Consider the following 24,583-nt stretch of genomic DNA (forward strand, 5'->3'; position numbering starts at 1 on the left):
TCTCTTTATCTTGATCTCTAACGCGTTTTCTGAGCTCAATTAACTCTTCATTAAGAGATAATGCATTATTTGGCGTATGAACAGCCTCTTTTGCCTCTAAGCGTCCCTCCTTAAATGCTTTTATCCATGTATAAATAGTACCTGTTGGAAGCCCAAGTTCTGCAGCGGCTTTATGCCCGCCTATTTCCTGTGCAAGTTTTACTGCTTGTGCTTTAAATTCTTGATCATATGATTTTGTAATTCGTTTTTCTGCCATCTCAATTCTCCTCTTCTTGTATTTATTATATATCAAAATCCTTGAGAATAGGGTGGCAATTTTTATTATACAACATCAACATTTCTCGGAAGGTGAAAAATGAGGTATTAATTTTGCTTTGAAGTTGGTAAAGGAAACAAGGTTCAAATTATTCATGATTTTGCTAGTGATGGATATGAGCAAAGAAAAGAATATGATTGTTTTTGGAGTTGGTTCAAGGACGCTATTGAAGAAATGATAAAGGATGAAAGTAATGAATAAAATAATAGAGTATAATTTTATATCAGATGAAAGATGAAATAGGTATTTATTAATTTAAAGCTCAAATATGTGAGGTGAAAGAAATTGAATGGTATGGAGGAATTAAGTAAAGAAATATCATATGCATTGAGGCATGCACCGTGGGAATATGACTTGGAAATGGACGAGGATGGATGGGTGCCAGTAATACAACTTTTGAGTGCATTACATGTCTCGGAAAAGTGGAAAGATGTAGATGAAAATAGCTTAATAGAAATGATTATAAAATCAAAGAAAAAGCGCCATGAGATTAAAAATGGAAAAATAAGAGCATTTTATGGACATTCTATTCCTATAAAAATTGTAAAGGATGAAAAATGTCCCCCTAATACATTATATCATGGTACAGCAAGAAGGTATTTAGATTCTATTAAAGAGAAAGGGCTATTACCGCAAAATAGACAGTATGTACATCTGTCACAAGATATTGAAACGGCTCGAAATGTTGGTAAAAGGCATGATGATAGACCGATTATACTTTTAATAAATGCAAAAAAGGCATATGAAGATGGTATAAAATTTTATTACGGCAATGAAAAAGTATGGCTTGCAGACATAGTACCCAATAAGTATATAACAGAATAATAATATTAAAAAATGTTTTTGGTTTGCTAATTAAATTTATTATGGTTATACTATAGGATTTTTAGGTCAAGTTCCAATACACTCATATAAACGTACTTTTTGTAGCAAAAAAATTTGTTGCGAATGGTGCGTTTTATTATGCGAATTAAAAAAAAGTAGATTCAAAATCAATTTTTCTCCATGAGGAGACCGAAGTAAAATTCAAAACAGCGGTGGACATGGACAAGCTAATATAGATTTTTTGGAGGAAAACGGAATAGAATATAATATCGAAAAAACATATGACAATGGAGTAAGGGTTGGTAATGTTCCAGATCATAAGGTTAAAGCAAAAAGAACTGGAACCAATCAAGCTTGGTTTCCTGAAAGTTGAAGTGAATCAGATATTACTAAAGCAGGTGAATATGTTGGAAATTTATCTGAAAATGAAACTATAATATATTTACAACAGTGTTCTAAAGAAGATTTGTATTATATAAGTGAAGTATTTGAGGATATTTCTGAAAGGTTGCAAAGTAAAGCATATATAGAATGTTTGCGTAAATTAGATGAAAAATATCCAGAATTAGAAATGACAAAAGATATAGATATAGAAGAAGAATATTTTTAAAAAGCCATTTCTCTCCTTACATAATACCATAAAATTCAGACTTTGCAAGTATTCACACAACAAAAATAAATGCTATCCTATTAAGAAAGCATTTTCTTAAGAAAATCTTTCGTTTTTTCACCTTTGTATGGATCGAATTATGCTTTATGATCGAATTAAGCTTAATAAATAGAAAGGAATCAAGAGAAATGACGTCATATCATATTTTGGTTGTAGAAGACGACAAAGAAATATTAGATGGTATCGGTATTTATTTGGAAAATCAAGGTTATCAGGTTTCAAAAGCAAGAAATGGGCGAGAAGGATTAGACATGATTCAGCAAGAAACCATACACTTAGCAATCGTAGACATTATGATGCCAGTGATGGATGGTATTGTAATGACGATGAAGCTTCGAGAACAATATGATTTTCCAGTTATCATGCTGTCAGCCAAGTCAGAAGACATTGATAAAATTACAGGGCTCAATATAGGGGCCGATGACTATGTTACAAAGCCATTTGTACCAATGGAATTATTAGCAAGGGTAAATTCACAGCTGCGCCGCTATGCAAAATATTTGCAGGTATTAGATTCAAAAGAAGAGATTAAGGAAAATTGCTATGTGATTGGTGGCTTAGAGTTGAATGAGGATACAGTAGAGGTGACAGTAGATGGAAAACCAGTCAAACTCACCCCCATTGAATTTAAAATCCTCTTATTGCTTATGCGGCATCCAGGAAAAGTCTTTTCAGCAGATGAAATTTATGAATGCGTGTGGAATGAAAGGCCAATTACGACAGATACCATAATGGTACATGTAAGGAGAATTCGCGAAAAAATAGAGATCAACCCCAAAGAACCTAGATATTTAAAAGTAGTATGGGGTGTTGGATATAAAATTGAAAAGCAGTAAAGGCTGGATGGAAGGAGAATGTGGACATGGAAAAGTCAAAGAGTGTACCTAGCAGGTGGATTGGAATTTTATTAACATATGCTGTTATTGCAGCAACCGCAGGAATGGTAGTCTATATATCGGGCCAGTTGTGGAGTAACTATTATCATTCCTATGAAACATATATAAGCGAAAGAAATGCGATTTTTGAGGGCGGATTTATTTTCTTATTCGTGGGTGCAACAGCAGTGCTTGGAATATTGGCATTACTATTATTTTGTATTCCTATCCTTCAGATTGGAACGAAAAAAACAAAGAATATTCCTGTGGAACTTACAATAGCGATAGCAATTTACATGATACCGTTTGCGCAGATGCTTGCGGAGCTTACTATTTATTATGTAGATGGAAGACTGACAAGAGAATTGTATGAGGGAAACTTGCCCATGGACGTGGCTGAGATACTGGCAGAAGTATTGTGCTATATGAGTTGGGCAGTCTACCTGGGTATCTGCTTTTTTCTCTGCGTATCCATATTACAGGTGTTTCGAAAGGGAATTAAACGTTTTTTATATGAGAACAGCATCCTAATAAAATGTCTGCTGTTCACTAAGAAAACAATTGTAAAGGGTATTCAGAGGTTTGGAAAAATCAATTATGCAGACTCTCTTGTGAAAAATATTATAAAAGTGCTGGTTATTAATTACATTGTACTTTTTCTAATATGCTGTACTTGGGTTACAGGTTTTTTTCTACTAGTTATTTATTCTGTTGTATTATTTTTCTTATTGCATAAGTATTTAGGTGACATAGAGAAAAAGTATCAAGAGTTGTTAGGTGCTGTAAATAAAATGGCGGAGGGTAATTTGGAGGTGAGCCTGGAAACGGATTTAGGTTGGTTTCAGCCAATTGGAGATTCTTTGATGGAAGTGAAAAATGGATTTAAGAAGGCGGTGGAAGAAGAGGTAAAAAGTGAGAAAATGAGAAGTGAGCTAATTACCAATATATCTCATGATTTGAAAACACCTCTGACAGCCATGATTACGTATGTAAATTTGCTGCAACAGGAAAATATAACAGAGGATCAGAGAGAAGAGTATATCCATACATTAGATCAGAAATCCCAAAGACTAAAACGACTGATAGAAGATTTATTTGATGTGAGCAAATTAAACAGCAATACAGTGGAACTTCAATGGATGGAGGTTGACATTATTGCGCTAATGAAGCAGGTACAGCATGAATTGGGAGAAGGCTTTCAGCAGGCAGATATCGAACTGAAATATCAGCTGCCAGAAGAAAAAATTTGGATGGAACTGGATAGCCAGAAAACATATCGGATTTTTGAAAATCTGTTTGTAAATATTATAAAATATTCAATGCCTCAGACAAGGGCATACGTGGTTGTGCAGGAGAGAGAAGCAGAAGTATGGATTACAATAAAAAATATCTCAAAAACAGAGTTGGATTTTAAGCCAGATGAGGTTGTGGAACGCTTTGTCCGTGGCGATAAGTCAAGAAATACAGAAGGATCTGGCTTGGGGCTGGCAATCGTGGAAAGCCTTATGAAAATACAGAATGGAAAGTTTGAGATTCAATTAGACGGCGACTTGTTTAAAACCATTCTTGTGTTCAAAAAAAATTCACACATTTAGGAATGGTCATTTTATAGGAAGTAGGTTATAATAAAACTGTTATGTGTAATTACAATATGTGAAATAGTGTTAAGAAATGATGATGTGCGAGGAAGAAGAATGACCCATAATAGTTTTTCTCAATATAACCTGAGTGACCCCATTTTGGAGACATTGACGTTATTGGGATACAAAGTACCAACTCCTGTACAGCAGAAGGTAATCCCTCTTGCTTTGCAGGAAAACGATTTAGTTGTGAAATCCAAAACAGGAAGCGGAAAAACGGCATCTTTCGCGATTCCCATTTGCCAGCTAGTTACCTGGGATGAGAATTTACCACAGGCTCTCGTATTAGAACCGACACGAGAACTGGCAGTACAAGTACGAGATGAGATTTTTCATATAGGACGAAAAAAACGGCTGAAGGTTCCTGCTGTATTTGGAGGTTTTCCGTTAGAAAAGCAGGCATTGACATTAAAGCAGAAATCTCATGTTGTAGTCGGTACACCAGGCAGGGTTTTAGATCATTTTCAGAAAGGAACGCTGCATGGAGATAAAATCCAGTATCTCATTGTAGACGAAGCGGACCTAATGTTAGATATGGGCTTCATTGAAGACATTAGACGGATTATGGAGTTTATTCCAGAGAATAAGGTTATGATGTTATTTTCGGCAACTATGGGCGTGCATGTGCAGAGATTGACAGAAGAATATATGAAAACGCCGATATACATTGAAATGGAAGATAAAGAAGCAGCAATTCCAGATATTGTACAGGAAGCTTACTACGTTGAAAATGAAGAAAAACTGCCTCTTTTAATTCGGATTCTGATCAAGGAAAATCCAGAGAACGGTATGATATTTTGCGCTACAAGAGAAATGGTGAATGTGCTGTACCGACATTTGAGAAAAGCAAGGATTCGGTGCGGAATGCTTCATGGAACAGTAGACCAGAAGGAAAGACTAAAAACCATTGAGGATTTTCGTGAGGGAAGATTTCATTACTTAATAGCTACAGACGTGGCAGCTAGAGGAATTGACTTTGACAATATTACACATGTAATTAATTATGATTTTCCTACTGGAAAAGAGTCCTACGTCCACCGCATTGGAAGAACAGGACGGAATGGAAAGAGTGGAAAAGCAATTAGTCTGATTCAGAATGCAGAGAAAAAAATGCAAGAAGCAATTGAAGCCTATACGAGTGTTCCAATTATAATATGTCAGCAGCTTTTTGACGAGCATATAGATACTGCCTCTAAGAAAATATTTTGGGGACGCCAGAGAGAACCAGTAAAGCCAAGGGTAAAGAAGGGTGCGGTTTTTCATAAGCAGATTACAAGATTATGTATTGGAGGCGGACGAAAGTCAAAGATTCGTGCCGTAGATATTGTGGGTACAATCTGCAATATAGAAGGAATACAGTCTGATGACATTGGAATCATTGATATCCGGGACAGCATTAGCTACGTAGAGATTTTAAATGAAAAGGGATTAATGGTACGGGATGCTTTGCAGAGTAAGCCTGTAAAGGGAAAAGTTCGTAAGGTTCAGATTGCAGGTGAAAGGAAGAAAAAAGAAAATGAAACAAAAGCAAGTGAGTAAAGTACTTCTGTTTTTGACAGCCTCCATTTTATTGTTAGCAAGTCTAACAGGCTGTAATTCTAAGAAGTCAGAAAGTGATGATAATAAAGCAGTAGTGACCGAAACACCAGCTGTAACAGAAGAACCAACTGAAACAGAAGAACCTGCTGAAACGGAAGCAGTATCAAAAAAGGAATATGTAGAGATTGATCAGCTTGCAAAAGTGAAAAGCGGTGAGACCGTTGCCAGTATGACAATAAAAGATTATGGCACAATTAAAATGAAGTTTTTCCCAGAAGCAGCTCCTAAGGCAGTTGAAAATTTTATTACTCATGCCAAGGAAGGCTATTATGACGGGGTAACATTTCACCGTGTTATTTCCGATTTTATGATTCAGGGTGGCGATCCAGAAGGTACAGGAAGAGGCGGTGAAAGTATCTGGGGAGAAAGTTTTGAAGATGAGATTTCCCCATATTTATTACCACTGCGGGGTGCTCTGTGTATGGCAAATGCTAGTGGAGGAAATACCAACGGAAGCCAGTTTTTCATTGTACAAAACAGTGAGATTCTCGATACAGAAGGTATCGCTGAAATTTTTAATTACTACATTCCGTATTATAAGAGTGAAACAGGATTAGAGTTGGATGCTTTTGCTGATCTTGCGTTGGAAAACTATCAGAAGGTTGGCGGTTGTTTATATCTGGCAGGAGGTTATACCGTTTTTGGTCAAGTCTTTGAAGGCATGGAAATTGTAGATGAAATATCAAAGGTTGGCACAGAAAATGATAGACCGTTAAAGGATGTTGTGATTGAAAAAATTGAGATAACTGAATACTAATAAAATAAAAAACTCCTCAATACTGCTGCGGCAGGTGTTGAGGAGTTTTTTGTGTAAGAAATTATGGTATTTATAGAACTCTCTATATGTATGCATAGAATAATATTCCATATACTTCTAGCAAGTGTTATAATGTCGCGTGATAGGGTAGTTTTGACTAATTATGACTAGATGATATAAGGAGTGGGTGAAATGATAGATATGGAGCGATATTTGTATGAAAGAGTTAAGCCGATTATTGAAGGTTGGAAGGAGGAAGGAATTTATGCAATTTCTTTTTTCATAGAGACTAATCTGGTAGAGGACAATATCCCAGTTTTTATAGTGAGCTATAACACAGAAGCTGATTGTGAAGAGGAGGATGAACTAATCTCGTATCGCGAACGCAGGTGGAACTATGCTTCTTGGAGACAAGAAGAAACCCCTGTTATTTCGGATGAGGAATCGACACAATTTTTATTGGATTGGTTTTCAGAAAAGGGAATTAAAAATGTTGGCGTAGAAGAAGGGGAACAATATGATGAAGAATTTCGCTATATTGGAAAGGGCCCTAACGGATTATATGAATTACTAGAAGTAATTACTACTGTAGCAAAAAGGTTACATGCAGAAGAGGTAATTAAAAATAAATTTGGAAAAGAGATTCCTATTATTGTGCATGACCTGGAGTATCCATGGTATATGATCGAAGCTACAGAAAAGGCAAATCCACCAGGGCTGGTAGATGAGTTTATTGAAGCAGTTGAAAATGGTTTTGAGGACTAAAATCTTGGGGCATCCAAATTGATAAAATAGGTAAGAGTGCCTGCTGTCAAATGGGATAGCAGGCCTTTTCTGTAATAGGTACTTTCCTTGTTAGGAATATAACATTCATTGAAATGTACTGTATTCCTGTTTATAATAGTATTGTTTGGAATACTAAATTATAATTATAAAAGGAAGTAGAAGGAGAACATTATGGCATTACACGTAATTGACGAGGCAAAAAGATGTTTGAACTGTAAAAAACCTATGTGCAGGGAAGGGTGTCCTATCAACACGCCGATTCCTGAGATGATACAGATGCTCTTAAATCGAAAGATGAATGAAGCAGGTGAAAAGGTATTTCTAAATAATCCTTTGTCCATAATCTGTTCTTTAGTATGTGATCATGAGAAACAATGCGAAGGACACTGTATACTTGGGAAAAAGGGAGTTCCTGTTCATATTAGCAGCATTGAAAACTATATTTCAGATTCCTATTTCGACAAAAGCTCGATTACATGTCAAGAGAAAAATGGGAAAAAGGTTGCAGTAATTGGTTCAGGACCAGCAGGTATTACGATTGCCATTTTGTTAACAATAAAAGGGTATGAAGTAACTATTTTTGATGCAAAAGAAAAAATTGGAGGAGTACTTCAATATGGGATTCCAGAGTTCCGGCTGCCAAAAACAATTTTGGACAGATATAAAAAGAAATTGATGGAAATGGGAATTAAAATCCGTCCCAATACTACCATTGGCGGAGCTTTAGAAATAGATGATTTGTTTCGGGACGGTTATAAAGCCGTCTTTGTAGGAACTGGTGTATGGAGACCACGCACGCTGGGAGTAAAGGGCGAAAGTTTTGGTAATGTTCATTTTGCAATTGATTATCTTGCAAATCCTGATGCTTATGAGCTAGGTGAAAAAGTGGCTGTTATTGGAGCCGGTAATGCTGCAATGGATGTTGCCAGAACAATTTTAAGAAAAGGAGCAGTTTCAGTTACCCTATTTGAAAGAAACCAAACGGCTGCTGCCAGCCAGCGTGAGTTGTCTTATGCTATTTTAGATGGCGCTAATGTAGAATATTGCAAAGAAACAGTAGAAATTACGGAGGAAGGACCAGTGTTTCAGACATTAACCTTTGATGAGGAGGGTAATGTTACTGGCATTTCAGAAGATAAAAAATTAGTTAAAGCTGATTCTACTATTATTTCAATTAGTCAACGGCCCAAAAATAAAATTGTGTTAACAACAGATGGTTTAGAAACAACAAAAGAAGGGCTGTTGAAAACAAATGAGAAAGGAGCAACTACGCGTTCAGGAATTTTTGCTTCTGGAGATGTAGTTGCTGGAGCGAAAACAGTTGTAGAAGCAGTTGCGTTTTCCAAAATAGTTGCAGATGAAATGGATGCTTATATACAGGGTTTAGGGGAGTAGGAGTTTTCCATTATAAGTAGTTCATAAGGAGGTTTAAATGAAGCATAATAAGAAAATCCCAATGTATTTTAATGATGTAGCTTCACTTTTTGCAAATTATTTTTCAGATGGACAAATTAATTTTGCTTTCTATTTTGAAGGCTATTTGGACAAGGAACGGCTGGAACAGGCAATTTCATTGCTGCCAGAAACATTTCCAGTGCTTCGTTCCATTGTGAAAAAGGAGGAGGGCAGCTACTTTCGTGAAAAGACAAATAAAGAAATTGTGCTGGAATGTACCGAATCAGATAATAGTGAAAAAGCAATAGAAGCCTTTCTATTAAAAGGGTTTCAGTTAGAAGAAGAGGTACCAATCCGTTTTTTGCTCATCCACGAGGAAAAGAGAGATATTCTATGTATGAAGGTAGACCATACAATTGCAGGAGGAGAAGGCGTTAAATATTTATGCTATGCACTGGCACAGTTATATAAAAATAAGACCATTTCCTTTCCAGTGAATCCAAATAGAGATCCAGAGCAAATAACCGATTTGTTTGACAAGGAAATGAAGGAACAGCTGCTTGCAAGGGAGGTTTATAAAATGCCGGTTCAATTGGCACCAGTATACGATTATAAAAAGGAGAATCTGTTTTATATTACAAGACAAATAGAGAGTGAATTATATCACAAAATAAACCGGGATACAAAAAAATATAATGTAAAAATGAACGATATTTTTTTGGCAGCCATGTACTTTGCACTATTTAATAGTTATGAAGTACCTGAGCATGTGAAAATACCAATTATGGTATCTATTAGTATGGGGAGATATTTGCCTGTGGAGGAACAAATAGCATTGTCAAATTTCTGGGGTATGTTTTTTACAGAAGTTGCTTATAGAAAGAATTTATCCAATGAAGAATTATTACAGCTGGTAAATAAATGTACAACAGACTGTAAAAAGGATGATTCAGGCTTAGCTTCTTTTCTGCATTCTCAATGGCAGATGGAGCATGATCTGGAAGGAATGGAGAAGCAGCTTCAGGCAATGGGAAAAACAGGAACACAATATTATTCCTTATCCAATATGGGTATAGTGAATGAGGAATATTTGGACTTCGGTGATGTTTCAGTTGAAATGCTAAAATGTTTTGGACCACCTCAATGTCCGCCAGGAGGCTTGTTTACTATAATGACCTTTAAAAATCAAATAAATCTGTGTTGTACCTCGTTTGATACAGGTGGGTATAAAAAGAACATTCAAAATATTATGGAATATTTTTTATTGTATTTAAGAAGTATATAATTGATATGGATAAGATTTACAGTATTAGTTTGAGATGTTTTTGTAAAAAATATGGGAATGAAGGTGAAGTAAACTTAGAAGGAGAATGCTATGAGAGTAAAGGGTGTTTCGCTTCCAGTTTTTGAACTGGCATTTCCATATGGTACAGGGACATTTTTGGAATATTACTGTAAATCGGTTGATAATTTGAAGAAAATGGGGCAAAAGTGCTGGGAAGTATCTGTATTAAGGCCTATTCAGGAGGAACCATCAGCAAAGCAGGTGTTTTCCTGCTTTGCTGGAAACCCTGGTTTAATTGATTTGCAGACGCTAATAGAAGAAGACTTATTAACGAAAAAAGAATGTGAAGACAGTGGATTATGGGGAGAGGAGGATTGCTTTTCTCATGAAATGCTGTACTATTCCAGGTATCTTCTTTTTCAAAAAGCATTTGAAAGATTTTCATGTGAAAAAAAAGATTTCCAGGACTTTGTGGAAGAAAACAGGTTCTGGCTGGAGGGGTATAGTTTGTTTGAAGCTATACGAGAGCAGCATAATGGACAGAGCTGGAATAACTGGGTAGATGGACTTCGTTTTAAAGAGCCAAAAGCAATCCAAAAATTTCAACAAAAATGTGAGAAGGAAATACAGTTTTACCAGTTTGAGCAATATTTATTTGACAGACAGTGGAAAAGGCTTCATGAGTATGCCAGACAGGAAGGAATTCAGATTAAAAGCAGCATTCCGTTTTCGGTTGCTGTAGATGGTGTGGATCGCTGGTACTGGCCTGAGTTATTTCAGGTAGAACATCCTTTTTATGATTGGGAAACTCATAGACAAACAGACTTTACATGGTGGAAACAGAGAATGAGACATAGCTTTTTATTATATGATGAAGTACAAATAGATTTAATTTAAGTATTGGATTAGAATCCTTAAAAAATTCATTTACAAAAACTTAACTAAGATTCTTATAATACCTTTACAAAGGGATGGTAAGTTATGTACGTAAACTTACATAACTAGTGAGGCTGAGAGAGCAGCCCATTCATCAAAGGAGAAGAGGTATGATAATGAATAAGAAAGTTTGTTCTATTTTTTTAGTTGCAGCATTAGCACTTACGACATTTGCGGGAATTCAGTCCGTGAGAGCAGATAAAATTGAAGCGTCTGCTAAAATGCAGGGAACAGTCCAAAGTGAGTCCACAACAGGAACAGAATCAGAAGAAAAAAATACAATTCCAAAATACATTTTTCTATTTATCGGTGATGGCATGAGTTATCCACAAATTCAATCTGCATCCTATTACTTAGGAGCAACACAGAGTGATGGAAAGGTAGAAACAAAAGAACTTTCCTTTATGCAGTTTCCAGTAGCAGGATCGGCACAGACTTATGACAGCACTTCTTTTTGTCCAGATTCGGCATCAACAGCAACGTCTATTTCTACAGGTTATAAAACATATAGTGGTACCATAAATATGGATACGACTATGACAATTTCTTATGAAACAATAGCAGAAAAGTTAAAGAAACAGCTAGGATACAAAATAGGAGTCTTATCCACTGTAAATTTAAACCATGCTACACCAGCAGCATTTTATGCTCATCAGGCATCTAGAAATAATTACTATGAAATAGGATTAGAATTAGTAAAAAGTAATTTTGATTATTTTGCAGGAGGTGCTTTAAAACAGACTACTGGGGCTGATGGTGATCAGACAGATTTATATAAGTTAGCAGAAAGAGCAGGATATACAGTTATTAGAAACCAGGGAGCAGCAAACGCTTTAGAAGCAAAGGACGGAAAGGCAATTGTCATTCATGATAATCTGGCAGATTCCGATGCAATGCCATATGCAATGGATGCAGATGAAAACGAAATGCAGATAGCAGACTATGTAGAAAAAGGAATTGAAGTATTAAAAAATGATACAGGATTTTTTATGATGGTAGAGGGTGGAAAGATTGACTGGGCTTGTCATGCAAATGATGCAGCCTCCAGCATTCATGATACGCTTGCATTAAACGATGCAATAGAGAAAGCAATTAAATTTTATAAGCAATATCCAGAAGATACCTTGATTCTTGTAACAGGTGACCATGAGACAGGTGGCTTGACTATTGGATATGCCGGTACCAACTATGATACTTACTTAACTAATTTAGAAAACCAGAAAATTTCATATGCAAAGTTTGATAGCGATTACGTATCAAAATATAAAAAGGACTTTACTGATTTTTCTTTTGTACTAGAGGATATAGAGGAAAACTTTGGTCTTGCAGTGGAAGGGGAAAATCAAACATTAGTATTGACAGACTATGAGTATAAGCTTTTAGAAAATGCTTATAACCGGACCCTTGACTGTGGAATGAAATCACAAAAGGATATGACACAGCGGGAATATGAATTATATGGTAGTTATGAGCCACTAACGGTTACGATTACTCATATATTAAATAAAAAATCTGGAATCAGTTTCTCTTCTTATTCACATACAGGAATACCAGTACCTGTGTTTGCACAAGGTGCAGGTGCAGAAGAATTCCAAGGTTATTATGATAACACAGATATTTTCAAGAAACTGGCTGGCTTAACACAAGTGAAATAGCAATTGTCATGGAGGCGTAGATGAAACAGATATTAAAAAAACATCTGCCATCCCTTTTAGGAATATCCTTATTGGTGATCCTCATAGTCATCCCAACTGGCTATGAGGATCTAGTCATTTTTCAGGGGACGGAAAAGTGTGTGGCAAAGGTAATCAAAACAGATGAGAGCCAGGTGATTAGCACAGGATTAATAAAATCTGGTGAACAAAGATGTGAATTACTATTTTTAAATGGAAAATTTAAAGGACAGAAAGCGGAAGGGTATAATTTGCTGAATGGCTCGCTGGAAGCGGATAAGCTGTTTAAAGCAGGAGATAAAGCGTTAGTTGCTGTCAGCTATCAGGAAAATAAAATTTTGTCAACCAATATGATTGACCATTACAGAATGAATAAAGAACTAATTTTGGCAGTTATTTTTGCAGTATTTCTAATTCTTTTTGCAGGAAAAACAGGTGCGCGTGCCCTGTTGTCATTCCTCATTACCATTTTAACTATTTGGAAGGTGCTGGTGCCCTGCTGCTTAAAAGGAATAAACCCTATTTTTGTTGGTCTGGCAATGGTACTTATTCTAACAGTGGTGATTCTGGCATTGGTATATGGTTTTGACCGAAGGTGTCTTTCGGCTGCCATTGGTTCTTTTCTTGGGATTGTTACAACCATGATATTAGGTGTGGTGTTTACAAATGCTTTTCAAATCCATGGTGCAATTATGCCCAATTCAGAAAGCTTGCTTTATAGCGGTTACCAGAATCTAAATTTAACACAGATATTTATGAGCAGCATTTTTATTGGAGCATCTGGAGCAGTAATGGATCTTGCCGTAGACATTACCTCAGGAGTGTATGAGGTAGTGCAGAAGAAGCCAGATCTATCATGGAAGGAAGCCAGTCTTTCCGGAATAAACATTGGAAGGGCAGCTATGGGAACTATGACGACAACCTTGCTTCTGGCGTATTCAGGAGGCTATCTGGCGCTTTTAATGGTCTTTATGGCACAAGGCACCCCAATTACCAATATACTTAATTATAAATACGTAGCAGCAGAAATATTAGAAACCATTGCAGGAAGCTTCGGGCTGGTAACAGTGGCACCGTTTACGGCACTTGTATGTGGGTTTCTTTTAACAAAAAGAAATAAGTAAAAACAAAGCGAGCCAGGTGAACAGAACGGGAATGTTCTGCTTTCATTACAGGCTCGTTATATTATAGTTTATCAAAGTCATAATCTAATAATCGATGGTAATAGCCACCTATTTCGTCAAAATTAAAGCAATATTTATACTCATCAAACTGGATGTCATTAAAATAAAATACATATTGAAATTCGGAGTGATCTACTTTTTCACCGACAAACTCTGTAGAATATTTTTGAAAAAGAGCATAAATATCATCAACGCTAAAAATATGAGTTCTCACCAAATCTACCAGTTCTTTTAAAAATGGTTTATGCTTATACTGGCTGAGAATCTGTTCAATTCCCAAATTAGTTACTGTAAATTTAAAACGGCCATTCTCAGGGAAAATTAAACAAGTCTCTGACTCAGAATTTTTCTCGGAAATATAGTCCATAAGATACGTAATGCATTCTTGATTAGTTTGAAAGCTAGTATCAAGCAGATGGTTTAACAAATCAAGATCATAATAAATGCTCATGTTATGCCCCGTATCATAACCAAGCTTTAATATACCTTCGTAAATAGTAGAAGTTATACTGTTGTCCAGTCGCTTAAATCTTTGAGAAACATTAAATTCCATATGAGACCTCCTGGTAAAAATAAAGTGCTTTTATTCATTATAAGTGAAAAATAGATGAATTTGCAATGTATATTTTCTAAAACAAGAAAAAATGAATAAATTGGTTGTTTGGTTTTGTTTACAATGTCGAATTTTGCGAGTATAATATTGGGTGCTAATATTTATCATCATAAAAAGGAAGGGTTTTACATAATGAAGAAAATACATCGGATTAATTTGTTTTCAATATGGCTATGTGGAGTTGTGATGTTGTCAGCAACCGCATTGAATCTTGGGATAGGAAAAGAGTTTTGGCAGGCGTTTGCTGTTATAGGTGCGGGAGTTTTTGCGGTACAGGTGATGTATTTTATACCAATGAATGACACGGTCAAAGGAATATTAAGCACTTTGTGTATTCAAATGGCTTGTTTTGCCCTTTCTATTATCCAGGGAGGAAATGAAAGAGCATTCCAGGCCAGCTATATAGGTCTTGGCTTTGCATGTCTGTACTTTAAACCTAAAATTATGCAGATTTATTCATCGATTGTGATTCCGGTTATGATAGCGCTGGCTGTGATAAATCCAGCCTATATTGATGGAAAAAACTACAATATGCAGATGGTTATAATGAAAATTATTGTATTTGCCGCATTGGCAGCTGTTTTATGTGTTGCTACGTATCAGGGCGATAAAATAATGAAAGCAAGTGAATTGCAGAAACTAGATGCAAATGAGAAAAGTACTAAGATGGGGGAAGCAGCAGTATTGGCAAAAGAGATTGCGAAGGATTTGAATCAATCTATGGAACAAAGCAATAAAAAATTATCCGTAGCAGCAGAAGAGGCCAATTCTGTTGTAGCGTCTACGCAGCAAATGTCGGGTGCAATGGAAAATACAAACCGTTCTCTTATGGTAGTAAATGAAAAATTATCCAACGTAGATTTGCAGGTTCAGAATAATTATAATAATGCCATGACGTTAAAGGAAAGCTACCACCAGGTAATAGACAATGTTATTTCGGGTAAAAACGAAGGAGATAAGGTAAGAGCAGCCATGGAAGATATTCATATAACTGTAGATCTAGCATACAACTCCACCAATCATCTAATCGAGGAAACTTATAAAATAAATCAGATACTAGAGGAGATACATTCCATTGCTTCGCAGACCAATCTTCTAGCATTAAATGCATCCATTGAAGCGGCCCGGGCAGGGGAACATGGAAAGGGCTTTTCTGTTGTAGCAGATGAAATCCGGAACTTATCAGAGCAAAGCCAGTCTGCTTCCCAGAATATCCAGAAGATTCTTAATAGACTGGAAGAGGTAATACATGATGTGTCAGATAAAGTTTCAGCAGGAGCAGATACAGTGAATACAGGTACAATTACATTAAATGAATTAGTAAACAAGCTGGATGGAATTAATTTGGCTGTGCAGAAGTCTGAAGAGATTATTGAAAAAGAATTTGAAACGATTCATACAATTCGTTTTGATTTTGAATCTATAGTAGGTGAAGTTGAAAATGTAGTTGCTATTTCTGAAGAGAACGCAGCCATGCTGGATACTATTGCAACTGCTGTTTATCATCAGTCAGACCAGTTAGATGAGACTGTGGAGGAAATCACAAAATTAAAGGAACATTCAGATAAATTAAAAATGCAGTATGAATTGTTCTAGTGAAAAAAAGAACTGCCAGAGTCAGTAAAGATTCTGGCAGTTTTTATGCACATATATTACAGTGTAATTCGTGTTCCCGCTTTGCCCTTCACAGCTGACTTAGCTTTTTCCAAAGGAGCTATGATAGCAGTTTTTTCAGGACTCATTGATGCAAAAGTTATACCAGCTTCTATTTTAGGCAGCATGGAATGAGGAGCAAAGTGTCCTTCCTCAATATATTCTTTTGCTTGTTCTACTTGTAGGGAGTCTAAAAGAAGTTCACCAGGCTGTCCAAAGTTTAGAGCTACTTTTTCTACTCCTGTCAAAAATAGCAAGGTATCTGCTTCAATTAGTTCTGCCAGTTTTTCGCCAATATAGTCTTTTTCTATAATAGCACTGGCGCCCTTTAGATTGGCACCCTGTTCAAGTACAGGAATACCACCACCGCCAGCAGCAATTACAAGCTGACCTGCGTTGAGTAACGCTTCAATGGCATCACTTTCATAAATGCCAAGAGGCTTAGGAGCAGCAATAATCCTGCGATAGCCACTGCCTTCCTTCACCACGTAATTACCCTTTGCTTCTTCTGCTTTTGCTTCCTGTTCAGACATAACACGGCCAATTACCTTAGAAGGTTTGCTAAAAGCTTCATCAAATGGATCGACACGTACCTGAGTAATAATAGTGGAAACGGGTTTAAATATGCCTCTATTCACTAATTCTGTACGAATTGCATTTTGTAAATCATATCCAATATATCCTTGGCTCATGGCGCTGCAAATAGACATAGGTGCTTTTGTATATTTTGTATCCAGACGGCTGAATTCAGTTAAAGCAGAGTGAATCATACCGATTTGAGGGGCATTGCTATGAGTAATTACAATTTCATATTTTTCCTGCACTAAATCTGCAACGGCATTGGCAGCTGATTTAACAGCTTCCTGCTGTTCAGGAAAAATTCTGCCAAAAGCTTTACGGCCTAACACTACAACAATTTTTTTATTTGCCATAATAATACCTCATTTCTAAGTTGAGTAATATCATGAAGCATGTTTGCTTCCTACTATTTATTATGCCATAGCAAGGGAAACCAATCAAGAGAAAGATAGAACAAAATTCGTTTGTACTTGACAATACATGTATAATTGTATACAATTATACAAAATGTAATGGAGGAGCAATTTCATGGAGAACAGAAAAGTAACTATAAATGAACATACCAATTTATTAAAATTAGAAGAGCATATGTATCCTTTAGTGGATGTAGAAGTACCGAATACTTTCCGAAACCTGTTTCCTTATGACGAGGTGCCAAAAATTGCTTTTAATGAAAGAATCGTCCCACACAACTTTCCAGAAAAAATCTGGATTACGGACACGACATTTCGTGATGGACAGCAATCTAGAGCACCTTATACAACGGAACAGATTGTTACATTATATGATTACATGCACAGACTGGGCGGTCCTAATGGTATTATTAAGCAGAGTGAGTTCTTTTTATACAGTAAAAAGGACAGAGATGCCGTATACAAATGTTTGGAGAGAGGCTATGAGTTTCCAGAGGTCACTTCTTGGATTCGGGCAAGCAAATCAGATTTTGAACTGGTAAAGGATATTGGACTGAAAGAAACAGGTATTTTGGTAAGCTGTTCTGATTATCATATTTTTTATAAGATGAAAATGACTAGAAAGCAGATTATGGAGCAGTATTTAAGCGTGATTAAAGAGTGTCTGGAAATTGGTGTTTCCCCAAGATGTCATCTGGAAGATATCACCAGATCAGATATCTATGGATTTGTAATACCATTTTGCGTTGAATTGATGAAATTAAGTGAGGAATATAAGATACCTGTAAAAATTCGTGCTTGTGATACAATGGGATACGGTGTTAATTTTACAGGAGCAGTCATTCCAAGATCAGTACAAGGAATTATTTATGGAATTTTAACCCATGCAGGTGTACCATCTGAATGGCTGGAATGGCATGGACACAATGATTTTTACAAAGCGGTTTCTAACTCAACTACTGCATGGCTTTATGGTGCCTGTGGAGTAAACTGTTCCTTATTTGGAATTGGAGAACGTACAGGAAATACACCTCTTGAAGCAATGGTATTTGAATATGCCCAGTTAAAAGGCACTTTAGATGGCATGGAGACAACGGTTATTACAGAGATGGCAGAGTATTATGAAAATGAGATTGGCTATCGTGTTCCATCACGTACTCCTTTTGTAGGAAAGAATTTTAATGTAACACGAGCAGGAATTCATGCAGATGGGTTATTGAAAAATGAAGAGATTTATAATATATTTGATACAGAGAAGTTTTTAAACCGACCTGTATTAGTATCCGTATCAAATACCTCAGGTATTGCTGGAATTGCACACTGGATTAATACGTATTACCGTTTATCTGGTGACAAGGCAGTAGATAAGGCACATCCAGTAGTTTTATACGTAAAGAAGTGGGTAGATGAAGAATATGAAACGGGGCGTGTAACAGTTATTACGGATGATGAGCTGATTGATGTGATTGGCAAGGCATGTCTTGAAACAAATACAGTGGGGTTTAGGAAAGAATAGCTCAATAAATTTTAGGAGGATTACAATGTATAACGAACAGATTGAAGCAGCAAAGGAGAAGTTTGGACAGCTATTGGAGAAACAGCTAAAAAGAGTAGAAGCAATGAAAGCCCAGGGCGATTTTGTGGATTATAAAGCACTTGAGAAAATTGTGATTGGTGTCTGCGGTGGAGACGGAATTGGTCCAGCGATTACGGCACAGGCGCAAAGAGTGTTAGAATATTTGTTACAGAAGGATGTAAAGAGTGGTAAAGTAGAATTTAAAGTAATTGATGGTCTTACAATTGAAAGAAGAGCAGCAGAAATGGCTGCAATTCCAGAGGAAGTTCTGGCAGAATTAAAGATCTGTGATGTTATTTTAAAAGGACCTACTACTACACCTAGAAAAGGGGATCCATGGCCTAATGTGGAGTCAGCAAATGTTTCCATGAGAAAGGAACTGGATTTGTTTGCCAATGTAAGACCTGTGCGGATTCCTGAACTGGGAATTGACTGGACGTTCTATAGAGAAAACACAGAAGGCGGTTATGCAGCAGGTAAAGAGGGTGTTCATGTTACTGAGGATCTGGGAATTGATTTTACTGTTGTAACTAGCCAGGGATGTGATAGAATTATTCGTGCAGCATTTGAATTTGCAAAGAATAATGGAAAAACAAAAGTGACAGCAGTTACAAAAGCAAATATTATTAAAACAACAGATGGAAAATTCTTGGATGCGTTTTATCGCATTGCTAAAGAATATGAAGGAATTCAGGCAGATGACTGGTATATTGATATTATGACAGCTAAACTGGTTGATGAAAAAAGAAGAAGAGACTTCCAGGTGCTTGTCCTGCCAAATCTTTACGGTGACATTTTGACGGATGAAGCCGCAGAATTCCAAGGTGGAGTTGGTACTGCCGGAAGTGCAAACATTGGTAAGAAGTATGCTATGTTTGAAGCGATTCATGGTTCCGCACCACGTATGGTTCTGGAAGGCAGAGATAAATATGCAGATCCTTGTAGTGTAATTCGTGCAGGAGCAATGCTTTTGGCGCATATTGGATATAGCGCAGAAGCTGATAAACTGTATCAGGCACTTGATATCTGTACCGTAACAGAGAAGAAGCTTGTACTTACTGGCAGAGATACTGGATGTACAGGAGAAGAATTTGCAAATTATATTATGGAAACAATTGAAAAACTATAATGTATCGAATGGGAACTAGATACCGTTGATTATGTAAGGTTTGTTCCAGACAATAGGAGGTTCACCTGTGGAAGAGTTTGATGTGGAGAAAGATACCACAGATAAATATACTCTGAGAGGAAGAGTATTTAGTCAGATTAGAGAGGGTATCCTATCAGGGAAATATAAGTCTGGTGATGAGTTAAAGGAAAGCACGATCGGACAGGAGCTTGGGGTAAGCCGGACTCCTGTCCGGGAGGCTTTAAGGCAGTTGGAACTAGAGGGATTAGTAAAAATTATTCCGAATAAGGGTGCTTATGTGAACGGATTGTCATCTAAGGACTTAAAAGATATTTATTCAATACGTTCCTATTTGGAAGGACTGTGTGCAAGGTGGGCTTGTGCCAATATTACAGAAGAACAGATTGAGGATTTAGAGGAAATTATTTATTTATCGGACTTTCATGCGCAGAAAATGCACCATGAGCAGTTATTGGAACTTGATAATAAATTTCACGATGTTCTTTATGAGGCATCGAATAGTAAAATGCTAAAGCATTTATTAAAAGATTTTCATCATTACGTGCAGAGGGTTCGTAAAACCACGTTATCTGCTATGGAGCGTGCAATTGAATCGAATCAGGAGCACAAAGCCATTCTGGAGGCCTTGAAAGAGAAAAATTGTGATAAGGCAGAGGAACTGGCACATCAGCATCTTTTGAATACAATGGCAAATATTGAAAAGCAGGGTCTTGAAAACTTAATACAAGAATAGAAGCTTACAGAGCATTATTAATGGAGGAATGATTATGAAAAAAAGTATTTATGTAGTTTTAGGTATGTTAATGATTGTATCATTAGCAGCATGTGGCAAGAAAGAAGATAATGCTGCGGATGGTGGAAGTAACGATTCTAATACCATTATTGTTGGAACAGAAGCTGGATTTGCACCATATGAATATATGGATGGTGATACAGTAGTTGGTGTAGATATGGATATAGCTCAGGCAATTGCAGATGCAATGGGAAAAGAGCTGGTTATAAAAAATATGGATTTTGATGGTGCTTTATTAGCGGTGCAGAATGGAAAAATCGATTTTGTGGCAGCAGGTGTTTCTGTAGATGAAGAACGTAAGAAATATGTTGATTTTTCAGAAGAATATGTTGATTCTACTGAAGTAATTGTAGTAAATAAGGAAAATCCAATGGTTTCTAGCGCAGCAGATTTAAAGGATAAGGTAATCGGTGTACAGCAGGGTAATATTGCGGACATCTGGTGCTCGAAAGAAGAAAATGTAAAAGCGAAAGAAGTAAAAAGATATACAAAATTTGTTCAGGCAGCAGAAGATTTGGCCAATGGAAAAATTGACTGTATTGTAATGGATGAGCTTCCAGCGGTTGAACTGGTAACTGCAAATGATAAGCTTGTAATTTTAGAAGGCGAAGAGAACATTGTATTTCAGGATCAATATGCAATTGCTTTGAAAAAGGGAAATACTGAATTGCAGGAACAGATCAATGAAGTAATTAAGGATTTGAAGGAAAACGGCAAAATCGATGAATTTATTGCTAATCATGCTACTCAGAAGTAATAGAAAAGGGGCAGGGAACCAGTTATGATACAAAATATAATGGATTGGATGCAAAGATTAGGCCCACGTCTGAACGATGCATTTCTGGTAGATGACCGTTATAAAGCTTATTTAGAAGGATTAAAGTATACCATTGAAATAGCACTGATGGCAATTCTAATCGGTTGTCTGATTGGTGTGGTTATTGCAATTATAAAGGTTAGTGCATCTGGAGTCAGAGGACTAAAATGGCTGAATGTATTATGTGATCTGTATATTACGTTAATTCGTGGAACACCTCTTGTACTACAGCTTTTAATTATTTATAATTTGATTTTTACAGCAAGGGACACCAATGAGGTTGTCGTAGGTGCAGTTTGTTTCGGTATTAACTCAGGTGCTTATGTTGCTGAAATTGTCCGGGCAGGTATTGAGTCCATTGATAAAGGGCAAATGGAGGCAGGACGTTCCCTTGGTTTTAATCATATTCAGACTATGTTTTATATTATATTGCCTCAGGCCATTAAAAATATTCTTCCAGCATTGGGAAATGAGTTTATTGTGTTAATAAAAGAAACATCTGTGGCTGGATATATTGCAGTTCCAGATCTTGCTAAAAATGCGCAATATGTTGGTTCCCGTACGTATGATGTTTTGCCGCCGCTTTTTATAGCTGCTGCTTTTTACCTGATTATTGTGCTGGGGCTGACATGGCTGCTGAAAAGGTTGGAAAGGAGGATGGGACAAGGTGATAGAGACAAAAAATCTAAAAAAAGCCTTCGGAAGCATTTCCGTCCTTAATGGCATTTCGGAGAAGATTGAGAAGGGAGAAAAAGTAGTAATTATAGGACCATCTGGTTCAGGAAAATCTACTTTTCTCAGGTGCCTGAATCTTTTAGAGACTCCTACCAGCGGGGAAATTTGGTTTGAAGGAAATCAGATAAATGGTCCTAAGACAAATATTAATCGCCTTCGTCAAAAGATGGGGATGGTATTTCAGCAATTTAATCTTTTTCCACACCTGACAGTAAAAGAAAACATTACACTGGCACCAGTAAAGCTAAAGCTGATGAGTTCGCAGGAAGCAGATAAGAAGGCAGTGGAATTGTTAAAAAGAGTTGGTCTTCCAGATAAGGCAGATGCTTACCCCAAACAGCTTTCGGGAGGGCAGAAGCAGCGTATTGCTATTGCCAGGGCGTTAGCCATGAATCCCGATGTCTTGTTATTTGATGAGCCGACTTCTGCACTAGATCCAGAAATGGTAGGAGAAGTTCTGGAGCTTATGAAGGAATTGGCAGAGGAAGGAATGACTATGGTTGTTGTAACCCATGAGATGGGATTTGCAAGGGAGGTTGCAACAAGAGTTATGTTTATTGATGAGGGAATTATTAAAGAACAGAATACTCCACAGGAATTTTTTGATCAACCACAGGATGAAAGGTTAAAGAACTTTTTATCAAAGGTATTATAGAATAATTCATAAATGTAAAGAGTTGTCTTGTTATGCAGAATAATAGGACAGCTCTTTTTTTAGCATCGAAAATTATATTATTTTCTTTCCAATTAGTCACAATTTTGCCATAAACAGTCCCTATACTTTTAAATATGGTGTTTTATTACAAATAAAATGCATAGAAAGTGTATGATAGAAGGGTGAAACTAGTAAACAGCACAATGAAAGGAAATAGTTATGATATTTACTACGTATGAATTTCTACTACTATACTTACCACTTACATTTATAGGGTACTTTATTTTAAATAAGTGTAATTTTTATGGAATCTCTAAAATATGGCTTATAACAGCATCTTTTATCTTTTATGCTCAAGGAAGTCCTGATTTCTTCCCTTACTTTTTAGCAAGTGTAATTGGAAATTTTGTTGTAGGAAGTGCATTATCCGACTTGAAGGAGAATGATAAACTTCAGAGAAAACTGCTTTTACTCATTGGAATCCTGGCAAATGTATTTTTATTAGGATACTACAAATACATGGATTTTTTTATTGAAAATGTGAATGCATTAGCGGGAACAGATTTTACATTGAAACATATTGTATTGCCTATTGGAATCTCATTTTTTACATTTCAGCTTATTGCCTTTTTGGTAGACTCTGCAAGGGGAGAGACAAAAGGCTATAATATTATGGATTACCTTCTATTTATTACATTTTTTCCCCAGCTAATTGTAGGACCCATTGTTCACCATAAGGAGATGGTACATCAGTTTGAAAACAAGGATAATCTAGTCATTAATTATGATAATATTGCGAAGGGATTATTTATCTTTTCAATTGGATGTGCAAAGAAAATGTTATTTGCAGATCCACTGACAACAGATGCACAAGCATTTTACGCCAATGTTCACAGTAATATGCCATTACTAAATGCATGGTTTCATAGTTTAGAATATACGTTATCCTATTATTTTGACTTGTCTGGATATGCCGATATGGCCATAGGGATGGGCTGGATGTTTAATATTCGGATTCCACAAAATTTTAATTCTCCATATAAGGCAAAGGATTTTCAGGAGTATTGGAAACGTTGGCATATGACACTTTCAAAATTTCTGGGGGATTATATTTTCCGTAATGTATTTCGTAAAAATGTGAAGTGGCGTAACTATTATATTGCCACAATGGTTACATTTTTTGTATCGGGATTCTGGCATGGTTCAGGCTGGACCTTTGTGCTATGGGGGATTATTAACGGTTTACTTGTCTGTGTAGCTGCATACCGTAATCGTAAAAATATGAAAACACCATACGTGGCAGGAGTTGCCGTTACTTTTTTCTTTGTTATATTAACAAGAGTTTTATTTGTATCCAATACCTTTTCTACTGCCTGGAATGTAATAACCAGCATGTTTCATTTCTCTTCTCTGTTTGGAACTGGGGAAATGTCATTTATTAATCAGATAACTTCTTTTGTAGTAAATAATCAGAGAATGGGATTGTTATCTGTATTAGCACTGGCAATTTGCTGGTTCACTCCAAATACAAGGGAGATTACAGATAAATATAAGCCAGATGCAGCGACTCTTGTTTATGGAGCAGTGCTGTTGACGATTTGTATTCTGAAAATGGATCGTGTTGTACAATTCTTGTATTTTCAATTTTAACAAAGAAA

At 36.4% G+C, this 24,583-nt stretch carries 23 protein-coding genes; 20 read left to right on the plus strand and 3 right to left on the minus strand.

The genetic code is table 11. From position 1 onward, the window contains the following. On the minus strand, window positions 1-256 hold a 256-nt coding region (locus tag BM305_RS07085; RefSeq protein WP_143099144.1), incomplete at its 3' end, for a transposase. A 354-nt stretch (window positions 257-610) separates the two neighbouring features. On the opposite strand from BM305_RS07085, the gene BM305_RS07095 reads away from it, so the two are divergent. The 12 genes from BM305_RS07095 to BM305_RS07155 all read left to right on the plus strand — a co-directional run bounded on the left by BM305_RS07095 (window position 611) and on the right by BM305_RS07155 (window position 13,881). Further along, window positions 611-1,141 carry an RNA 2'-phosphotransferase gene (locus tag BM305_RS07095; RefSeq protein ID WP_092560272.1) on the plus strand — a complete coding sequence of 177 codons (531 nt, stop codon included), beginning with the start codon at window positions 611-613 and terminating at the stop codon, window positions 1,139-1,141. Between the two features lie 305 nt (window positions 1,142-1,446). Then, window positions 1,447-1,578, plus strand: a complete 132-nt coding sequence (locus tag BM305_RS19735) for a hypothetical protein (protein ID WP_330393435.1) — start codon at window positions 1,447-1,449, stop codon at window positions 1,576-1,578. Between the two features lie 361 nt (window positions 1,579-1,939). After that, window positions 1,940-2,647: a response regulator transcription factor gene (locus tag BM305_RS07110; protein ID WP_092560007.1), complete on the plus strand. Its 708-nt coding sequence runs from the start codon at window positions 1,940-1,942 to the stop codon at window positions 2,645-2,647. 26 nt (window positions 2,648-2,673) lie between these two features. Further along, the gene (locus tag BM305_RS07115; protein ID WP_092560008.1) at window positions 2,674-4,281 is read left to right on the plus strand and encodes a sensor histidine kinase; all 1,608 of its coding nucleotides are present in this window, start codon (window positions 2,674-2,676) and stop codon (window positions 4,279-4,281) included. A 99-nt stretch (window positions 4,282-4,380) separates the two neighbouring features. Continuing rightward, window positions 4,381-5,865 carry a DEAD/DEAH box helicase gene (locus tag BM305_RS07120; RefSeq protein WP_092560009.1) on the plus strand — a complete coding sequence of 495 codons (1,485 nt, stop codon included), beginning with the start codon at window positions 4,381-4,383 and terminating at the stop codon, window positions 5,863-5,865. Beyond that, window positions 5,843-6,682 (plus strand): peptidylprolyl isomerase, encoded by an 840-nt coding sequence (locus BM305_RS07125; RefSeq protein ID WP_092560010.1) that lies wholly within the window; start codon window positions 5,843-5,845, stop codon window positions 6,680-6,682. Before BM305_RS07120 ends, BM305_RS07125 begins: the two co-directional genes overlap by 23 nt. A gap of 192 nt (window positions 6,683-6,874) precedes the next feature. Beyond that, a complete protein-coding gene (locus BM305_RS07130) occupies window positions 6,875-7,447 on the plus strand; it encodes a hypothetical protein (protein WP_092560011.1) in 573 nt (190 codons plus the stop codon). Window positions 7,448-7,639: 192 nt separating this feature from the next. Beyond that, a complete protein-coding gene (locus tag BM305_RS07135; protein ID WP_092560012.1) occupies window positions 7,640-8,863 on the plus strand; it encodes an NAD(P)-dependent oxidoreductase in 1,224 nt (407 codons plus the stop codon). A gap of 37 nt (window positions 8,864-8,900) precedes the next feature. After that, window positions 8,901-10,148 (plus strand): condensation domain-containing protein, encoded by a 1,248-nt coding sequence (locus BM305_RS07140; RefSeq protein ID WP_092560013.1) that lies wholly within the window; start codon window positions 8,901-8,903, stop codon window positions 10,146-10,148. 90 nt (window positions 10,149-10,238) lie between these two features. Continuing rightward, complete coding sequence (locus tag BM305_RS07145; protein WP_092560014.1) at window positions 10,239-11,045, plus strand: 4-alpha-glucanotransferase; 807 nt, start codon at window positions 10,239-10,241, stop codon at window positions 11,043-11,045. Window positions 11,046-11,200: 155 nt separating this feature from the next. Continuing rightward, window positions 11,201-12,739 carry an alkaline phosphatase gene (locus BM305_RS07150; RefSeq protein WP_092560015.1) on the plus strand — a complete coding sequence of 513 codons (1,539 nt, stop codon included), beginning with the start codon at window positions 11,201-11,203 and terminating at the stop codon, window positions 12,737-12,739. Between the two features lie 20 nt (window positions 12,740-12,759). Further along, window positions 12,760-13,881, plus strand: coding sequence for a YibE/F family protein (locus BM305_RS07155; protein ID WP_092560016.1), 1,122 nt, complete (start codon window positions 12,760-12,762; stop codon window positions 13,879-13,881). A gap of 61 nt (window positions 13,882-13,942) precedes the next feature. Here BM305_RS07155 and BM305_RS07160 read toward each other — a convergent pair whose 3' ends face one another. Continuing rightward, complete coding sequence (locus tag BM305_RS07160; RefSeq protein ID WP_092560017.1) at window positions 13,943-14,494, minus strand: DUF3877 family protein; 552 nt, start codon at window positions 14,492-14,494, stop codon at window positions 13,943-13,945. Window positions 14,495-14,686: 192 nt separating this feature from the next. Between BM305_RS07160 and BM305_RS07165 the strand changes: the two genes are divergently transcribed. Then, window positions 14,687-16,150, plus strand: coding sequence for a methyl-accepting chemotaxis protein (locus tag BM305_RS07165; protein ID WP_177214605.1), 1,464 nt, complete (start codon window positions 14,687-14,689; stop codon window positions 16,148-16,150). 56 nt (window positions 16,151-16,206) lie between these two features. Here the strand turns inward: BM305_RS07165 and arcC are convergent, their stop codons facing one another. After that, complete coding sequence (gene arcC, locus BM305_RS07170; protein ID WP_092560019.1) at window positions 16,207-17,139, minus strand: carbamate kinase; 933 nt, start codon at window positions 17,137-17,139, stop codon at window positions 16,207-16,209. A gap of 175 nt (window positions 17,140-17,314) precedes the next feature. Between arcC and BM305_RS07175 the strand changes: the two genes are divergently transcribed. The 7 genes from BM305_RS07175 to BM305_RS07205 all read left to right on the plus strand — a co-directional run bounded on the left by BM305_RS07175 (window position 17,315) and on the right by BM305_RS07205 (window position 24,575). Beyond that, window positions 17,315-18,715, plus strand: coding sequence for a beta/alpha barrel domain-containing protein (locus BM305_RS07175; protein ID WP_092560020.1), 1,401 nt, complete (start codon window positions 17,315-17,317; stop codon window positions 18,713-18,715). A 25-nt stretch (window positions 18,716-18,740) separates the two neighbouring features. Further along, the gene (locus BM305_RS07180) at window positions 18,741-19,904 is read left to right on the plus strand and encodes an isocitrate/isopropylmalate family dehydrogenase (protein ID WP_092560021.1); all 1,164 of its coding nucleotides are present in this window, start codon (window positions 18,741-18,743) and stop codon (window positions 19,902-19,904) included. 67 nt (window positions 19,905-19,971) lie between these two features. Next, complete coding sequence (locus BM305_RS07185) at window positions 19,972-20,658, plus strand: GntR family transcriptional regulator (protein ID WP_092560022.1); 687 nt, start codon at window positions 19,972-19,974, stop codon at window positions 20,656-20,658. Window positions 20,659-20,692: 34 nt separating this feature from the next. Then, on the plus strand, window positions 20,693-21,475 hold the full coding sequence (locus BM305_RS07190; protein WP_242940487.1) for a transporter substrate-binding domain-containing protein: 783 nt from the start codon (window positions 20,693-20,695) through the stop codon (window positions 21,473-21,475). A 39-nt stretch (window positions 21,476-21,514) separates the two neighbouring features. Further along, entirely contained in the window at window positions 21,515-22,255 is a 741-nt protein-coding gene (locus tag BM305_RS07195; RefSeq protein ID WP_092560273.1) for an amino acid ABC transporter permease, read from the plus strand. After that, window positions 22,203-22,925: an amino acid ABC transporter ATP-binding protein gene (locus tag BM305_RS07200; protein WP_092560024.1), complete on the plus strand. Its 723-nt coding sequence runs from the start codon at window positions 22,203-22,205 to the stop codon at window positions 22,923-22,925. The genes BM305_RS07195 and BM305_RS07200 overlap by 53 nt, the downstream gene beginning before the upstream one ends. Window positions 22,926-23,144: 219 nt before the next feature. After that, the gene (locus tag BM305_RS07205; RefSeq protein ID WP_092560025.1) at window positions 23,145-24,575 is read left to right on the plus strand and encodes an MBOAT family O-acyltransferase; all 1,431 of its coding nucleotides are present in this window, start codon (window positions 23,145-23,147) and stop codon (window positions 24,573-24,575) included. Window positions 24,576-24,583: the final 8 nt, after the last annotated feature.

The sequence above is a fragment of the Anaeromicropila populeti genome (assembly GCF_900112775.1).
Lineage (GTDB): Bacteria > Bacillota > Clostridia > Lachnospirales > Lachnospiraceae > Anaeromicropila_A > Anaeromicropila_A populeti.

Coding starts and splice junctions, on each gene's coding strand:
- BM305_RS07180 (WP_092560021.1), top strand. CDS start 18,741: ATGTATAACGAACAGATTGAAGCAGCAAAGGAGAAGTTTGGACAGCTA.
- BM305_RS07125 (WP_092560010.1), top strand. CDS start 5,843: ATGAAACAAAAGCAAGTGAGTAAAGTACTTCTGTTTTTGACAGCCTCC.
- BM305_RS07195 (WP_092560273.1), top strand. CDS start 21,515: ATGGATTGGATGCAAAGATTAGGCCCACGTCTGAACGATGCATTTCTG.
- BM305_RS07155 (WP_092560016.1), top strand. CDS start 12,760: ATGAAACAGATATTAAAAAAACATCTGCCATCCCTTTTAGGAATATCC.
- BM305_RS07175 (WP_092560020.1), top strand. CDS start 17,315: ATGGAGAACAGAAAAGTAACTATAAATGAACATACCAATTTATTAAAA.
- BM305_RS07120 (WP_092560009.1), top strand. CDS start 4,381: ATGACCCATAATAGTTTTTCTCAATATAACCTGAGTGACCCCATTTTG.
- BM305_RS07190 (WP_242940487.1), top strand. CDS start 20,693: ATGAAAAAAAGTATTTATGTAGTTTTAGGTATGTTAATGATTGTATCA.
- BM305_RS07110 (WP_092560007.1), top strand. CDS start 1,940: ATGACGTCATATCATATTTTGGTTGTAGAAGACGACAAAGAAATATTA.
- BM305_RS07205 (WP_092560025.1), top strand. CDS start 23,145: ATGATATTTACTACGTATGAATTTCTACTACTATACTTACCACTTACA.
- BM305_RS07135 (WP_092560012.1), top strand. CDS start 7,640: ATGGCATTACACGTAATTGACGAGGCAAAAAGATGTTTGAACTGTAAA.
- BM305_RS07095 (WP_092560272.1), top strand. CDS start 611: ATGGAGGAATTAAGTAAAGAAATATCATATGCATTGAGGCATGCACCG.
- BM305_RS07115 (WP_092560008.1), top strand. CDS start 2,674: ATGGAAAAGTCAAAGAGTGTACCTAGCAGGTGGATTGGAATTTTATTA.
- BM305_RS07165 (WP_177214605.1), top strand. CDS start 14,687: ATGAAGAAAATACATCGGATTAATTTGTTTTCAATATGGCTATGTGGA.
- BM305_RS07160 (WP_092560017.1), bottom strand. CDS start 14,494: ATGGAATTTAATGTTTCTCAAAGATTTAAGCGACTGGACAACAGTATA.
- BM305_RS07145 (WP_092560014.1), top strand. CDS start 10,239: ATGAGAGTAAAGGGTGTTTCGCTTCCAGTTTTTGAACTGGCATTTCCA.
- BM305_RS07130 (WP_092560011.1), top strand. CDS start 6,875: ATGATAGATATGGAGCGATATTTGTATGAAAGAGTTAAGCCGATTATT.
- BM305_RS19735 (WP_330393435.1), top strand. CDS start 1,447: ATGTTCCAGATCATAAGGTTAAAGCAAAAAGAACTGGAACCAATCAAG.
- arcC (WP_092560019.1), bottom strand. CDS start 17,139: ATGGCAAATAAAAAAATTGTTGTAGTGTTAGGCCGTAAAGCTTTTGGC.
- BM305_RS07140 (WP_092560013.1), top strand. CDS start 8,901: ATGAAGCATAATAAGAAAATCCCAATGTATTTTAATGATGTAGCTTCA.
- BM305_RS07150 (WP_092560015.1), top strand. CDS start 11,201: ATGAATAAGAAAGTTTGTTCTATTTTTTTAGTTGCAGCATTAGCACTT.